Annotated in this window: 15 protein-coding genes; 6 read left to right on the top strand and 9 right to left on the bottom strand. The window is 35.5% G+C overall.

The features are described 5' to 3' along the window. Positions 1–22: 22 nt before the first annotated feature. Together C7B89_RS04670 and C7B89_RS04665 are read right to left on the bottom strand one after the other, a co-directional pair. Positions 23–295: a hypothetical protein gene (locus tag C7B89_RS04670; protein WP_004233441.1), complete on the bottom strand. Its 273-nt coding sequence runs from the start codon at positions 293–295 to the stop codon at positions 23–25. Between the two features lie 175 nt (positions 296–470). After that, on the bottom strand, positions 471–677 hold the full coding sequence (locus tag C7B89_RS04665; protein ID WP_054548846.1) for a hypothetical protein: 207 nt from the start codon (positions 675–677) through the stop codon (positions 471–473). Positions 678–914: 237 nt separating this feature from the next. Between C7B89_RS04665 and C7B89_RS04660 the strand changes: the two genes are divergently transcribed. From C7B89_RS04660 to gnd, 4 genes are read left to right on the top strand one after another with little or no spacing between them, the layout of a single operon-like run. Further along, positions 915–1,646, top strand: a complete 732-nt coding sequence (locus C7B89_RS04660; protein ID WP_048395289.1) for a GntR family transcriptional regulator — start codon at positions 915–917, stop codon at positions 1,644–1,646. Then, complete coding sequence (gene gntK / locus C7B89_RS04655; RefSeq protein ID WP_115673236.1) at positions 1,639–3,180, top strand: gluconokinase; 1,542 nt, start codon at positions 1,639–1,641, stop codon at positions 3,178–3,180. The genes C7B89_RS04660 and gntK overlap by 8 nt, the downstream gene beginning before the upstream one ends. A gap of 15 nt (positions 3,181–3,195) precedes the next feature. Continuing rightward, positions 3,196–4,542 carry a GntP family permease gene (locus C7B89_RS04650; protein ID WP_103119026.1) on the top strand — a complete coding sequence of 449 codons (1,347 nt, stop codon included), beginning with the start codon at positions 3,196–3,198 and terminating at the stop codon, positions 4,540–4,542. A gap of 26 nt (positions 4,543–4,568) precedes the next feature. Continuing rightward, positions 4,569–5,969 carry a decarboxylating NADP(+)-dependent phosphogluconate dehydrogenase gene (gene gnd / locus C7B89_RS04645; RefSeq protein WP_103119027.1) on the top strand — a complete coding sequence of 467 codons (1,401 nt, stop codon included), beginning with the start codon at positions 4,569–4,571 and terminating at the stop codon, positions 5,967–5,969. Positions 5,970–6,022: 53 nt separating this feature from the next. On the opposite strand, the gene C7B89_RS04640 is transcribed toward gnd, so the two are convergent. Continuing rightward, positions 6,023–7,567, bottom strand: a complete 1,545-nt coding sequence (locus C7B89_RS04640; protein WP_103119028.1) for a histidine kinase N-terminal 7TM domain-containing diguanylate cyclase — start codon at positions 7,565–7,567, stop codon at positions 6,023–6,025. A 95-nt stretch (positions 7,568–7,662) separates the two neighbouring features. Between C7B89_RS04640 and C7B89_RS04635 the strand changes: the two genes are divergently transcribed. Next, positions 7,663–7,995 (top strand): BRCT domain-containing protein, encoded by a 333-nt coding sequence (locus tag C7B89_RS04635; protein ID WP_103119029.1) that lies wholly within the window; start codon positions 7,663–7,665, stop codon positions 7,993–7,995. Positions 7,996–8,039: 44 nt separating this feature from the next. Here C7B89_RS04635 and C7B89_RS04630 read toward each other — a convergent pair whose 3' ends face one another. From C7B89_RS04630 to C7B89_RS04610, 5 genes are all read right to left on the bottom strand, one after another. Further along, complete coding sequence (locus tag C7B89_RS04630; protein WP_115673235.1) at positions 8,040–9,128, bottom strand: DUF4179 domain-containing protein; 1,089 nt, start codon at positions 9,126–9,128, stop codon at positions 8,040–8,042. Continuing rightward, entirely contained in the window at positions 9,125–9,679 is a 555-nt protein-coding gene (locus C7B89_RS04625; protein WP_103119031.1) for a sigma-70 family RNA polymerase sigma factor, read from the bottom strand. Before C7B89_RS04625 ends, C7B89_RS04630 begins: the two co-directional genes overlap by 4 nt. Before the next feature lie 193 nt (positions 9,680–9,872). Continuing rightward, positions 9,873–10,547, bottom strand: a complete 675-nt coding sequence (locus tag C7B89_RS04620) for a peptidylprolyl isomerase (RefSeq protein ID WP_115673234.1) — start codon at positions 10,545–10,547, stop codon at positions 9,873–9,875. A 155-nt stretch (positions 10,548–10,702) separates the two neighbouring features. Next, positions 10,703–12,571, bottom strand: coding sequence for a leucine-rich repeat domain-containing protein (locus C7B89_RS04615; protein ID WP_115673233.1), 1,869 nt, complete (start codon positions 12,569–12,571; stop codon positions 10,703–10,705). 160 nt (positions 12,572–12,731) lie between these two features. After that, complete coding sequence (locus C7B89_RS04610; RefSeq protein WP_112116930.1) at positions 12,732–13,742, bottom strand: GNAT family N-acetyltransferase; 1,011 nt, start codon at positions 13,740–13,742, stop codon at positions 12,732–12,734. A gap of 226 nt (positions 13,743–13,968) precedes the next feature. On the opposite strand from C7B89_RS04610, the gene C7B89_RS04605 reads away from it, so the two are divergent. Further along, positions 13,969–14,952, top strand: coding sequence for a tRNA dihydrouridine synthase (locus tag C7B89_RS04605; protein WP_066038344.1), 984 nt, complete (start codon positions 13,969–13,971; stop codon positions 14,950–14,952). 38 nt (positions 14,953–14,990) lie between these two features. On the opposite strand, the gene C7B89_RS04600 is transcribed toward C7B89_RS04605, so the two are convergent. Beyond that, positions 14,991–16,238: a TerD family protein gene (locus C7B89_RS04600; protein ID WP_103119035.1), complete on the bottom strand. Its 1,248-nt coding sequence runs from the start codon at positions 16,236–16,238 to the stop codon at positions 14,991–14,993. Between the last annotated feature and the right edge of the window lie 222 nt (positions 16,239–16,460).

Here is a 16,460-nt window from a genome sequence, read left to right as displayed (position 1 = left end):
AGCCGTTGTTTATTGTTATTTTTTATTCAGTATCATTTTTCATTTCATGTAATTGTTGTTTAATCTGCTCTAGATATTCTTTATTTTGCTGAACCGTATCCAAATGCTCACCATATTGTTCTGCATTGAAACGTGCATTTTCAGCATGCTTAATCTGATTAAATGCATGTTCTATTGCTATTTCCTCTGGATGTGATTTTGCATGCTTTAATAGACGATCCGCCTTTTGCACGGAGTTACTAAATAATGTGCTAGGATGATCCTGCTTCCAACTTGTATCGGAGTGCTTAGCCAATGTATATATCTTCCCTTCTTAAAAATGTTTTCATTGTTCTAGATGTAGTATTATGAAATGCTCTGATAATATGTATGGAAGAAAATAAACACAATATTTCCCAGGCTATAATCAAAGGACTAAGGCATATGCCTTAGTCCTTCTCTCAATGTCATGAATAGTTGTCAAATATAAATTAGTGCCATGCAGTCCTCTCACTGACTGGTTGCTTGATATCTGTTTTTCCTTGTGTTTCAGCAAAGTTATTGATTTGTGCTGAAGCTGAATCAAGCTCAAATTCAGCACCAAACTCCTCACGATGAAGTGTCTGACGCTGTTGATTTGTTTTATTTGCACTTTTCGTACCATTTGATCTGTTACGATTTGTATCCATATTTGACATAACCATCCTTCATCGATTATTTGAAAAGCTTTAAAACCTTGTACAAGTTTTACGAACTTTTCATTCTAAAGTTTGTCCAAGGAGGAAAAAAGAATGTGCATTAATTATTTTTTTTAGCTAAGTATAGAGTTGAGGATTTTTCAATTTTTGATTGTTAGTAAGTCGCTTGCAATCTTATTTTCTTTCTGACTATAATACTTGTATACAAGTATACTCCAAATCAAAAAGGGTGATATTATGAGCGAATATAATGATTATTTATATCCACAAAAATGGCTTTCTAAGGCTTCTACAGGTGATCGCGTAGCATATGAACTTAGAATGCGTATTATTTCAGGTTTAATTGAAAGCGGTACCATTCTTTCAGAAAACAAACTGGCAGCTGATTTTGAAGTAAGCCGTTCACCCATTCGTGAAGCCTTAAGAATATTAGCTTCTGAAAATATCATTCGATTAGAGAAAATGGGTGCTGTTGTCATTGGTTTATCTGAAAAAGAGATTGAAGAAATTTATGATGTTCGATTGCTGATTGAAACATTTGTGTTTGAACGTCTCATAAAAATGGATACAACTAGCTTAGCACTAGAACTTAGCAAAACATTAGAAATGATGAAAGTTGCCATTAAGTATAACGATGCAGACGAATTTTCTTATCAGGATGTTATGTTCCATGAGACAATTATTCGTTCCATCGGACATTCCTATATCACCATGATTTGGAATAATTTAAAGCCAGTAATGGAAGGCTTGATTTTACTATCTATGCGCATGCGCTTTAAAGAGAAATATGAGGATTTTACTCGTATTGTGAAAAATCATGAGCTCTATATTGACGCTATTAGAGCCAAAGATCGAGAGCTTATGATTAAATCCTTACATGAAAATTTTGATGATGTTCAAGGCAAAGTAGAAGATTTATGGCGGTCACAGCAAATGCTATCTAAAGGGGTTGAGCCACAAAATGACTAACTATATGTTAGGTGTTGATATAGGGACTACTAGCACTAAGGCCGTATTATTTAGTCAACATGGGAAGGTTATTCAACAAGAAAATATTGGGTATCCATTATATACACCGGATATTTCGACAGCAGAACAAAATCCAGAAGAAATCTTTCAAGCTGTACTACAAGCCATTACCAACATTATGAAAGTCCATTCTGATAAACCATTACTATTTGTTTCCTTTAGTAGTGCTATGCATAGTGTGATCGCTATGGACGAAAATGATCAACCGTTAACACCTGTCATCACTTGGGCGGATAATCGTAGTGAAGCATGGGCACATAAAATTAAAACTGACTGGAATGGCCATGAAATTTATAAAAGAACAGGTACACCTATTCATCCAATGTCACCACTAAGCAAAATTACTTGGCTTGTGCATGAACATCCTGAAATCGCGCGCAAAACGAAGAAATATATCGGTATTAAAGAATACATTTTTAAAAAGTTTTTTGATCAATATGTCGTCGATTATTCATTAGCTTCGTGTATGGGTATGATGAATCTCCATACATTAGATTGGGACGAAGAAGCTTTAGCTGTTGCAGGTATTGCGAAAGCACAATTATCCACACTCGTACCAACAACTCAACTATTTTTAAATTGCAATGACCTTTTAGCTAAACAAATTGGTATTGACCCACAAACACCTTTTGTCATTGGTGCAAGTGATGGCGTGCTCTCTAATCTAGGTGTGAACGCCATTCGAGAAGGCGAAATTGCTGTCACTATTGGGACAAGCGGTGCTATCCGTACCATAATTGATAGGCCCAAAACAGATGTAAAGGGTAGAATCTTTTGCTATGCACTAACAGAAAACCATTGGGTCATTGGTGGACCCGTAAACAATGGTGGTATGGTATTACGCTGGATTCGCGATGAGTTTGCCTCTTCTGAGATTGAAACAGCTAAAAGACTAGGTATTGATCCATATGAAGTGTTAACGAAAATTGCTGAACGTGTTAGACCTGGTGCTGATGGGCTGCTATTCCATCCCTATCTATCAGGTGAACGTGCGCCTTTATGGAATCCAGATGTCCGTGGTTCATTTTTTGGTTTAACTATGTCTCATAAAAAGGAACATATGATACGAGCTGCCCTCGAAGGGGTTATCTACAATTTATATACTGTCTATTTAGCATTACTGGAATGTATGGAAAGCCCTGTCACTCGTATTCAAGCTACAGGTGGTTTTTCACGCTCTGAGATTTGGAGACAAATGATGGCGGATATTTTTGAATCTGAAGTAGTAGTACCTGAAAGCTATGAAAGCTCCTGTCTAGGCGCTTGTATTTTAGGCTTATATGCTACAGGAATAATTGATTCATTTGATGTTGTCGCTGATATGGTTGGTGACACTTATAAACATACGCCAATCGAAGAAGCAGCCAAAGAATATAGACAACTACTCCCAATTTTCATTCGTTTATCTAGAGTTTTAGCAGACGACTATACGTCAATTGCTCAGTATCAAAGGAGCTTAATTAAGCCCGACTAAAGAGGAGGAGAATACATGCCATTAGTTATTGTAGGTATTGGTATTATTGCGCTGTTAATTTTAATAATGGGCTTTAAATTAAATACGTTTATTTCATTAATCATTGTTTCATTCGGTGTTGCTTTAGCTCTTGGGATGCCTTTGGATATTATCGTAAAAACGATTGAAGCAGGGTTAGGTGGAACATTAGGTCACTTGGCACTAATATTTGGTCTTGGAGCGATGCTAGGAAAATTAATTGCCGATTCTGGCGGTGCACAACGTATTGCCATGACCCTTGTGAATAAATTTGGAGAAAAGAACATTCAATGGGCAGTTGTAGCAGCATCCTTTATTATCGGTATCGCTCTTTTCTTTGAAGTAGGTCTTGTGCTATTAATCCCAATTGTCTTTGCTATTTCAAGACAATTAAAGGTTTCTATTTTATATTTAGGAATTCCAATGACCGCAGCCTTATCTGTCACACATGGATTTTTGCCACCACATCCTGGACCAACTGTTATTGCTGGCGAATTTGGGGCAAATATTGGTGAGGTGTTGCTTTATGGCTTTATCATCGCCATTCCGACTGTTATTTTAGCTGGACCATTATTTACAAAATTAGCGAAAAGGTTAGTGCCTGAATCATTCAACAAAACTGGAAATATTGCCTCTCTAGGTGAACAAAAAACATTTGAACTAGAGGACACACCGAGTTTTGGAATAAGTGTTTTTACTGCACTATTACCCGTTATTTTAATGTCCATTGCTACTATTATTACACTGTTACAAAAAACAATTGGCTTTGAAGATAATGGCTTCTTAGCAGGTATCCGCTTCATCGGTGAAGCTGGTACATCCATGTTAATTTCCTTATTAGTTGCCGTCTATACAATGGGTATCGCAAGGGAAATTCCTATTAAGCAAGTAATGGAGTCATGTACAACAGCAATATCCCATATCGGTATGATGCTCTTAATTATTGGGGGCGGTGGTGCCTTCAAACAAGTTTTAATTGATGGTGGTGTCGGTGATTATGTAGCTGAACTCTTCCATGGAACTACCTTATCGCCAATTTTACTAGCATGGATTATTGCGGCTATTTTACGCATTTCATTAGGGTCAGCTACGGTTGCTGCTTTAACAACAGCTGGTTTAGTCATTCCAATGTTAGGTCAAAGTGATGTAAACCTTGCCTTGGTCGTGTTGGCAACAGGTGCAGGAAGCTTAATTGCTTCACATGTTAATGATGCAGGTTTCTGGATGTTTAAAGAATATTTTGGATTGAGCATGAAGGAAACATTCGCTACTTGGACCTTGCTAGAAACAATTGTATCTGTAGCTGGTTTAGGGTTTATTTTATTACTTAGTTTATTTGTTTAAAAAATATTTAAAAAGGAGCAAGTACAATGTTAAATACAATTGGCGTTATTGGATTAGGTGTTATGGGCAGTAATATCGCTTTAAACATGGCTAATAAGGGCGAGCAAGTAGCCGTTTATAATTACACACGAGATTTAACCGACAAACTTCTACAAAAAGTTGAAGGACAAGCGCTTACTCCTTACTATGAAATAGAAGAGTTTGTACAAGCTTTAGAAAAACCAAGAAAGATTTTTTTGATGGTGACAGCTGGGAATGCTATTGATTCAGTTATTCAATCAGTAGTGCCTTTCCTTGAAAAGGGCGATGTCATTATGGATGGCGGCAACTCTCATTATAAAGATACAGAGCGTAGATACGATGAACTTAAAGCTTTAGAAATCGGGTATTTAGGGATTGGTATTTCTGGTGGTGAAGTAGGAGCATTGACAGGACCATCTATTATGCCTGGTGGTGATCAAGAGGTCTATAACAAAGTAGCACCTATACTGACAAAGATTGCAGCACAAGTGAATGATACACCATGCTGTACGTATATTGGTCCCAAGGGCGCAGGTCACTTCGTCAAAATGGTACACAATGGAATCGAGTATGCAGATATGCAACTCATTGCGGAGGCCTATACGTTTTTAAGAAAAAATATAGGATTATCCGTTGAGGAAATTGCTACTATCTTTGAAACATGGAATCAGGGCGAATTGAAAAGCTATTTAATCGAAATAACAGCTGAAATCTTAAGGAAAAAAGATGAGATAACAGGATTACCACTGATTGATATGATACTTGATAAAGCTGGTCAAAAAGGTACTGGGAAATGGACAAGCCTGCAATCTATAGACAATGGTATTCCTACATCAATTATTACGGAGGCCTTATTCGCTCGCTATATTTCATCATTAAAAGAGGAACGAATTCAAGCAGAGGCAATACTATCTGGACCAAATTATAAACAACAAAATCTAGATAAAGATGTCTGGATTGAATACGTCCGCCAAGCGCTATATATGGGGAAAATATGTGCTTATGCGCAAGGATTTACACAATATAAAATGACATCGGAGCTTTATGAATGGCGTTTACCATTAAAAGATATTGCATTAATTTTCCGTAGTGGTTGTATTATTCGAGCAGAATTTTTAAATGTTATTAGTGAAGCCTATCAAAAGCAACCTTCTCTAAATAATTTATTAATTGATCCGTACTTTGCAGAAAAGACGATGGACTATCAAAATGGATTAAGAAAAATAGTTTGTGAAGGCATCCAAGCAGGAAACGCGTTCCCTTGCTTGAGTGCTTCTCTCACATATTACGATAGTTATCGAACAGGTTCATCTAATGCTAATATGTTACAGGCACAACGTGATTATTTCGGTGCGCATACGTATGAACGAATTGATGCACAAGGTGTTTTCCATACAAATTGGTAAGTAAAAAGCTAAAATATACATCATTGCCTCAATGATTGTATATTTTAGCTTTTTTATTCTAGAAAAACATGTACTCGATTACGGCCTGCTTGTTTTGCCGCATACAGTGCTTTGTCCGCACTGTTTAAAAGCTGATACAGTGTCTCTTGTCCCTTTGTGCCTTCTGCTACACCACAGCTTATAGTAGCACGAATTGCTCCCTCAGTAGTCATAAGTGGCTGGGATTCTACGCTATTACAGAGCAAATTAGCTAATGCTTGCCCCTCTAATAATGTAGAGTCCTTGAGTGCAAGAACAAATTCCTCACCGCCATACCGTGCAAACAGTTCTCCTTTTTTCAACACACTCTGACAAACCTTTACGACATGAACTAGTAATTGATCACCGATAGCATGCCCATACGTATCATTGACGTTTTTAAAATGATCGATGTCCATTAAAATGACAGTAAAAGCTGAGGATGATTCTCTTGCCTCGCTGTAAGCCTGATTACATTGTTGAAAAAAAGCTCGACGATTATAAATTTGTGTAAGTTCATCGTAAAAAGCGAGTTGCTCTAACTGTCTTTGTAGCTCCTTCAACTCTGTTATATCAGTGAAAATAAGTAATAACCCCTTACCATGATTAACATGTTGCAGCTCTGTAACACGCACTTGATAAGTATGATCAGAAAGCACCATCTCGATGTCTTGCGTATTCACCACTGCCTCCAATGTAAATGGTATCGGTTGTCCAGTTACTTCAAGCCATGTTTTCCTAATATCCCTACCAATCATGGATCTGGTTAGCTGAGGAAATACCTTGCTGCAGGCTTGGTTAAACTCTATTAATCGAGCAGATTCATCTAAGACAATAACCCCATCATTGATACTATGAAATATTGCATCCTTGGCAACAGGCATCACCCTAAATAACCGTGAGGAATTAATAGACCATAAATATAAAAATGAAGAAGCCCATAATACCATAGGAACAGGATCAACTCCTTGAGGTGTTAAGCCCAATAAATAGATGAATGCTGTTATCATAGGAATAAGTTGACCACACATTAAGGCAATTAATTGTTGCCGGTAGGCCTTAGTAGTCTCTTTCCAATGGATTAATACTAATAAGAAGGATACGAACATACAGCCAAAAGTAAATATGCCATGAATGATATACCATATGCCAATTTCCTGATGAACATAAGGTGCCCCTAATATAGGATCTATTTCAAATACTCTATAATGAAAATGGTGTATATCATTTGTAGCAACCATGACTAAGCTAATAAATGGAATGGCAAGAAGAGCCATTATCTTTTTCCTTGTCAGATGAAAGCCTAGGTATTGCATGATAAACAATAATCCGAGAGGCGTTGAAAAAGCCATACCTACATATTGGATGGCCGTCCAAACCTTTATGGCACTTAATGTTGTAGCGATTAAACCAAAAGCAGAGGCAAAACAATATACCGCAATTAATGCGGTATAACTAATAAACAATTGAGCAATTTTTGTATAATTGTAGCGTTTTAGAAATACGTATAAACATAAATACAAATTTAGTACACCTGATGTGCAGCTAAGAGTAATGAAAGCAGTCAATTGCGAATTCATGTCTATGTACCTCTTTATATTTTTAATTTTAATGTAGCATACATATAAAATTTTGTGGATTTATTTATCGATTAATTTTTTAAGGAGTAACGAATATGATTAATAAGGATAACTCAGAAATCATTTTCTTTTCTGATCCAGTTGAAAATCTAACCCACCCCTTTTATAAGAAACAAATTGTATTCACAGGCGCCCTTTCTACCATGACACGATCCGAAGCCTTCAAACAAGTAAAAGCCTATGGAGGGTATTTACAGGGAGCTGTTACACAACATACTGATTTCGTTGTGCTTGGTAATAAACGTAGGGGTATAAGCGCCAAGCAGCATAAAGCTGAGCAACTAATCCGTGAGGGGCAAGACATTCAAATATTAATAGAAGATGATTTTTTATGGCTTATTTCAATCCCAAAGAAAGATGATAAGTAAAAAGAGTATGTAAGGTTGTTCTTCTTACATACTCTTTTAATTTTTTACTTTATCGGAACAGCAATAGGCTTTAATGTATATGGCTCTTTTATCGGTTCTAATGCCCCTGTACTATCCTTAATTTTGTATACACCTACTACAGGGGTGATCATAATCGAGGTAGCTTGTTCATCAAATTTGTTTGCAACAATACGAGGGAAATTTCCACGCCCTTGAAAATCTGTACTATGACCAGTTCCTCTAAAATGAATGACATTATAATCATTCCCTAAATCATCTGTCACAATATAGTCAATGAGAACTCCTCGCCAAGCTTCATTTTCTTTTTCCACCAAGACTTCTTCGGAAAGATAAAATGTTGTAGCGATAGGTGTTTTGGTTATTTTAAAAGCTTCAATTTTTATACCTTCCCCTTCTGTTTTCATACTATCTTTTTCCACCTTTATTGTTTCACTTTCAAGCTTCTCTAAAGTAAATTCAAATGCCCAGTCTCCTGCTACTGACTTATTTACATTATTTAAATCAACAATTTGATTTCCTTGAAAATTAATGTGAACTTCCTCGGGCTTAGAGCCTCTAATGAGTTCAAAAATATACAATACTGCATACTCATTGCTGTTTATTTTTTGAACCAAATAATTTGTTGAATAGCCACCATATCGATACCTATTACCAAATTCCTCAGCAGTTAGTTCACGATTGTCACCATATAAAACTGGCCTTTCTCCTAAATCCTTTTCACTTTTTATAGTGTAAGCAATAGTAATATTTTCACCATCATATACAGCATCTGTAACAGTGACTTCAACTCCATTACTTTCTTGGCTCACTCCGACACTTGTAGAATACTGATCATAATTGTTAAATACATACCTTTCATCATCAATAAACAATCCGAATACACTTCCAATAAATGGTAAATTTGCAGCAAATGTAGGAAACGAATAACCAATTGTCATACTGGATGCAATAAAAAAAGTAGCTGCAACAATAAAATTTTTAATGAAATGCCTTTTCTTTTTAACTATCATGACATTTCTTTTCACTCTCTCTTTTTCAAGTGAGCTCACTTCCATCGGCTCTATATTTATATCAAGATTTAAATCATTAAATTGTTTATATAGCTTTTTCATGTCATACTTCCCCCCAAACGAATTTGCTGTAATCGTTTTTTCCCACGATATAATCGATTATCAATAGCGGCTTTTGTTAAACCACAATGAGTAGCAATTTCTTCGTTTTTCATATTTAAAAAGTATTTCATCGTAAAAATATCCCGGTCTAACTGCTCTAATTGCGTCATCATGATGAGCACTTCCTCTGTTGTTGTCTTGATTAAGTATTCCTCTTCAGCCGATATTGCGGCTTCACCTGTTTCATTTAGCTCATAAAAATATGGCGTTTTAGACAACCTTCTTTGTTTCGATATGGCTTTAAACTTTGCTATCGTGCAAATCCATCTTCTAAAATCCTCTTTATCGCCTCTAAATTGTTTAGCATTTTCATAAGCCCCTAGAAATGTATCACTAATACATTCCTCTATTATTTGAGGATCATTATAGGATTTTAGAGCATTATAAATAATCGCTTTGATAATCCCCATATATTCCTCAATGACATATTGAAGTGCTTCTTCTCGTTTTTTCTTAAGATGTTTTATAAAATTTTCATCTGTTACCCTCATGCAAACACCCTTTCTTCCATAAACATAAAGGATCCTTTATATAAAACATCGCTCAATCTTAAATTTCTTCTCATATTACTCAAAAATATTTATAATTTCAATTTTTTAACAAATATAAAAGGCTAAATCTCAATTGATTTAGCCTTTTTAATATTTATAGTATAGATTTTAACCAATAGCATTGGGACGAAAACTATTTGTTTACCTTAGGTGCTGGATAATCAAAGCCCTTTGTATCCACCTCTACCTTTTTCATCTGCTGATCTTCTAGTGGTTTATTTGTAGCATCTCGCTCTGCTCCAACAATGGCATCAACTGTTTCCATACCTGCAATCACCTTGCCAAAAGCAGCATATTTTCCATCAAGATGTGATGCTTCCTTTACCATAATGAAAAATTGTGAGCCTGCTGAGTTTGGATCATCTGAACGAGCCATCGAAATAACACCACGTTCATGCTTCATATTATTTTCAAATCCATTTGAGGTAAACTCACCATCAATCGAATAATCAGATCCTCCAGTACCATTCCCTTTAGGATCTCCACCCTGAATCATAAAATCAGGAATAACCCGATGGAAAATAAGACCATCATAGAATCCATCTTTTACTAAAGCAATAAAGTTAGCTACTGTATTTGGTGCTACAGTAGGCTCCAATTCAATAACAATTTTTTCATCATTGCTCATCGTAATCGTCACAATTGGATTTTCCTTCACTTTTGACGCATAATCCATTGTTTCTTGTGTTTCTTTAGCTGTTTTTCCCTCAGTTTTCTTACTATCCTTAGCTGTACCACAGCCTGTCAAAACAACAATAATGGCTAGCAGAGATAGCATAAAGAACAAACCTTTATTACGTACGAACATATCCTTTTCAACTCCTCTTGTTAAGCATCAATTCATTATAAAACTATCCAAACTGTAGGACAAATCCAAGAGAGACAATGACAGAATATTCCTGTCATTGTCTCTTTTTATTTCTACTATATTAATTTCGTAGGTTGCTATTAATTCACATTATTTCAATAAATCATAATTCCCTTGTCTAATACAGATTGATTTTGTACCTGATTCCCTAAAATATATAGTTTTTTTAAGTTGGGCAAATTCACTAAGGGTTCTACATTCGAAATAGCATTATTTTCTAAATGAAGCACCTCTATTTGTTGCCAATTTCCCAAGAAATTTAACGATTGTAGTGAACTATCTTGTAAAGTGAATGAACGTAAATTTGTAAAGCCAGCAAAGTAAGGCATGATCTTATCTACTTCTTGCACCCATTCCCCATTACCAATTTGAATGGAAACATCATTTAAAGTTAAATGCTCCAGCACGTTGTTCGTAAATGGCTTGCTATTCACCTGAAAATTACATTCATTACAGATTAACATTTTTACATGCTGCAAATTGAATAAGTCATTGGTTTCATAAAAGAGGGTCTCATTTAAATTGATTGTTTGCAAATGAGGTAGGTCATTTAATGAACGAATACCTGTAAGAATTCCATACTCCATGACTGTAAGCTGTTCTAGCTGTGGGTATTTCAGTAGTTCTGCACCATTCAATTGCGAATCCGATCCACTTATAGAAACCGTCAAATCTCTTAAAGCGGGTGCTTCTAGCTGTGGTAAAAATGAACTCTTCAGCTCTGCTTTTTTCAAATGGGGCGCTACAATCGATGAAATATCACCATGATAGCCAGTTAACGATAACTCCGTCAATGACGTTAGACTGTTAACCATATCCAACAATTCCACTTGACCAGGAGAAGCTAAACGTAGCTTTGTTAAAGATGACATATTTCTAAGTCTATCTAAATTGATGATATTCATGTTTTCAAGATCTAAAGATTGTAGTTTAGGCATATTTTGTATAAAATCAAGTGTTTTTAAATTTCTTACTGAGGTAAGTTTTAATTCTTGTAATTGAGTCAATGAGTATAGTGGGCTAAAATCTGTAGCTTCACTAATGTCTATTGCTAACGATTCTAGATTAGTTAGTGTAGACAGCCACTTTAAATCATTAATTGATTTTAAGGAAAGTGATTTCAGCGATAATTTATTTAGAATCTGAAAATCTGTCACCTCTTCAGCCACATAAGATAGTTCTAGAGATTGAAGATTGGGGAACTCTAATAATAAAGCAAGTTCATCATTACTTCTAATTTGGATAGAGAGCTCTTTAACATTAGACTTATCACTAAAATATCCTGCGATTTTACTAAATGATTCATTAAAACTACCTGTATAACTTTTTAAGTTTTCAAGATGTTGGAAGCTTACTTTTTCACTTTGTGATATTTCATAATCATTCATGAGCTTTAAAACCGTTAATCCAGTAAAGGCCTCAAAGTCCTTTTGTTCAATTTTTTGCGTATTTAATAATTTATCCATAATGATATAAGTAGAAATTTTAGCTTCCTTATTTGTAAAAGGATCTTCTAGACTATAATCAAAATGCCATTGATCGTCAGAATAGTAGGCAGCCAAATATCGAATACTTGCAATCTCTTCTTTTGCTGGCATCGTCCCACCTTTATCAAAAATATCTTTTAAAAAGAACAGTAGAACTTCACTTTCAGGCATTGTTCGAACGGATAGTTCTTCACGGTTTCCATCCTCTGTTTGATTACTACTTAAAAGAAAATACCCAAGGAATACACACATCATGACAATTGGTATCATAAAGAGCAGCTTTAAATTTGTTTTTGGACGGGATGGTGTATGAGGAGAAGCTGTTCCATAATAATTATTAATCGTTTGATCAACATAATAAATTTTATTCTCTTTCAACATGATTTCCGTATCACAAAAAGGACATTTGAATGTTTGCTCTTCTTTATATTCAATTTTCCCATTACAATTTGGACAATTTAATTTAATAAATTCCACTGGCAGCCCCCCAGCACTATTTTTCCATTAAGCTTAGTTGTCTAAAAAATAAATGTCAATATTTACGAAGTATAGGCAAGCAATCTAAAACTAAATTTTAAGTGTCTAGCCAGCTGTTTGAATTCTTCATAACAGCAGAATTTAATAAATCTAACTAAATTTACAATAATCCTATACTTGGGTTATTAAAGTTTGCCCAGGCTATATCACTGTTAATGTACCTAACCATTCTATAGGCTACTGGCTTAAAACCGCACTTTGGCCAAAATGCCGATGCAGCAAGATTAGTTATTCTCCAATCTGTAATGATATTCTCATAGCCCGCCTCTTTCATCCTTCTACAGCCTTCATTCATCAACTTTTTTCCCACACCTCTTCCCATTTGTGAAGAGTAAGTACCTGCAATCGTTAGCTCTATTGCATGCTCAGGTGTCATCAAATCTGAATGTATAGGATAATATTTTTGAAATCCTAATTCCTGCCCATCCTTTACTGCAACGAAACATGTATCATCATTCTCCTCTACTATACTTTTATATGAGTCTTTTATGCTCATGACAACCTCAGGGAATACAGGCTCAAATGTAGGTGCGGAATTTTGATACGATTGAATGATCCTAGACATTTTCCCCATCATTTCACTATCCATTTTATTTGCAACCCTAATCTCTGCATTACATGTATTTTCAAATGGTTTATAATCCCCAATGTTCATGACCCCATGTACTTGTTGTATAGAAAAGCTTAATCGTTGGTAGGCATCATAGTAAGCCTGATTTCCAAGAGGGATTATCGTGTAATGCATAAAGCAACCTTGCTCTAGCCATACCACTGAAATCTCTGCATATAATTTTCTAATAAGCTCAGCGGATTGATCCTTTCTGATTGCCAACCCTTCATATGGTACCCATACATGTCTGCCTCTTAGAGAGTCATTCTTGATGACTCCGATTAAATATCCTACTAGGTCATCTTTAATAAATGCTCCAATCCCCTTAATAGTATTATGAGCAAATAAGTTTTCAAGCATATTTGTTATATGTTCAGCATTAAGACAGCTGTTGTTTAGAAATGGATATACTTCACCCTCAAGGCTCTGTCTATTTTCGAGTAATTCAGCCATTGTGGGTACATCATTCACATCGATTGTTTTATATTTATATTTTCCCACTTCAACTCTCCCCCCCTAAATTTCTACATTATATTACATATTATATCATTATAGATAATACAGGATTTTGCTGGATATTTTTAATTACTTTCTAATCTAAGAGAGCCAAAGTCTAATTACAATGATGCATTTCTATCCTTAAGCTAAGCCAATTAACTATGTAGAAATAAAATAAATATGATATCTTTTTGCAAGGTAGTATTTTGGAAAGAGAGGATTTTTAGCAATGAATCAAAAAAATTTCTGGCTTGATTTACCACGGCCATTCTTCATTTTAGCTCCAATGGAGGATGTGACAGATGTTGTATTTCGTCATGTCATTCAGGAAGCAGGGAGACCCGATGTATATTTTACGGAATTCACCAATACGACGAGCTATTGTCATCCAGATGGGTTAGATAATGTACGTAACCGCTTAGCTTTCACAGAAGATGAACAGCCTATTGTTGCACATATTTGGGGAGACAACCCTGAACATTTTCGTCAAATGAGTATTGGTATGAAGGAATTAGGCTTTAAGGGAATTGATATTAATATGGGTTGCCCAGTTGATAATGTAGCAGAAAGAGGTAAAGGAGCTGGATTAATTCTTCATCCTGACCTAGCCGCAGATATTATTCAAGCAGCCAAAGCAGGAGGCTTACCCGTCAGTGTCAAAACAAGACTTGGCTTTACGGATGTAGCAGAATGGCGTGAGTGGCTTACACATATTTTAAAACAGGATATCGCCAATCTTTCTATTCATCTCCGTACAAGGGAAGAGATGAGCAAGGTCGCTGCACATTGGGAATTAATTGGAGATATCAAAAAACTACGTGATGAAGTTGCTCCCCACACATTACTGACGATCAACGGTGATATTCCTGATCGTTTAACAGGTCTAAAACTAGTTGAGCAATACGGTATCGATGGTGTAATGATTGGGCGCGGGGTGTTTTCAAACCCATTTGCCTTTGAAAAGGAACCTAAAGAGCATAGTGCCAAAGAATACCTTAATTTACTATACTTACACCTTAACCTTCATGACCACTATTCCAAGGAATTCGAAACACGTTCATTTAAAGCATTACAACGTTTCTTTAAAATATATGTACGTGGCTTCAAAGGGGCTAGTCAATTGAGAGTTCAATTACTGGGTGCACATTCTACAGATGAAGTCCGTGAATTACTAGCTACGTATATTGCCCACGAACTAAAGGAGAATAAATAAGAGGAGATTGGCTTCGCCACTCTCCTTTTTATTTGCTTTTACTTGTAATCATTTATTGGGCCTTTATCCATTAGAACTTCTACCATATTAGAAGAGCCCATCTTCAGCTTAGGTCTACGTTCAGAATTTGGTTCACTATAAAGCTCTAATGGGCTGATAATCACACCATCTGGAGTATTATGAAGTATTCCAGGCACACAGGAATAAATTCTATCATTATTATTAGCATTTTTAGCAAAAATAGTAACGGAGGTTCCATTATGATTATCTATACTCATAGACACCTTATATCTGTAGAATGAGCCTGTGCCATTTGATTGGGCGGAATAAACCACAGGAACAACAGCTAAAACATTATTATTTAATCTCAATTTGATTACTTCAGTTTTTGTTGAACCAGCATCTCTCCCAACATCCCCCATGTGTTCGACTACCCCGTTGTGAAAACTCCTAAGTGGGGGTGTATTTTTCGCCCCAAACATAGCTACATCGATCTGCTGACCATCCTTTGTATAGACTAAAGCATATATATCGTAGTCAGTACCAGTTTGCCATGATACCGTAGCAGTAATTTCAGGCGTTTTATCAATGATAACTGGCTTTTGACCTTTGGTGAGACTGACATTCCCCTTTACCTTTTCAAGATTTATCTGTGATAACATGTTTTGTCTATTTGTACTTTCTGGAACATTTAATGATTGATCAGGTTCTATCAGCATTTGTTTTTTTATAGTTGTTGATTCAGAAAGCTTGTTTTGTTCTTCAGGTTCAACCTCAACACCGTAATTTTCACATAACCCCTCTAACCCAGAATCAAATCCCTGCCAAATAGATCTCACCTTTGTCTGACTATTTCTTAGATATAATTCTAATACTACGATTCCATTTTCATTTGCAAAATTAGCTGGTGCTAAATTGATAATATTGTTATCAGTACGTATTTCTGCCTTTAAATTTTTCACATTTGAAAAACCTCGGCTATTATCTTCTGTAAGTGTTATAGCTATTTTAGTAATACCTTCAGGGATTTTACTCATGTCGAAATTCATTTTATGTATTTTTATATTCCCTACATTCTCAGGTGGTATCAGGGTAGCTGCACCAGATAAGCTAGTTGGTTGATTATAAAATATAATGCCGCTATCTCCTTGTACCTTGTTTACATCCGTTAAAAGGAATGCAGTTAACGAAATATCGATCGAATTAGACATTTCGTAGCTAATAGTAACACTACCTTTTTGGGAACTTATAACTGTATTTGCTCCCATCTGAAGGAATTGAATCATGTGAATCCCCCTTATCCCCTTATTATGTATAGATATCAAATTGATAAAATTGTAAAGTTAATCTTCCAATTTAAAAAATTCGAGTAATATTTACAAAATCCTTCTTTAAAAGGAAAATGACCGGAAACAAACACTGTTATTTACAGAAAACCAATCTAATTTCTCATAAATGCATTTTATGATATGATGTTTAAATTGTGTGTCTACTAAGTAGCACAGTTA

The sequence above is a fragment of the Lysinibacillus capsici genome (assembly GCF_003367505.1).
Lineage (GTDB): Bacteria > Bacillota > Bacilli > Bacillales_A > Planococcaceae > Lysinibacillus > Lysinibacillus capsici.
Note: the sequence above shows the minus strand (reverse complement) of the source record. Positions and strands in the feature narration are given on the sequence as shown.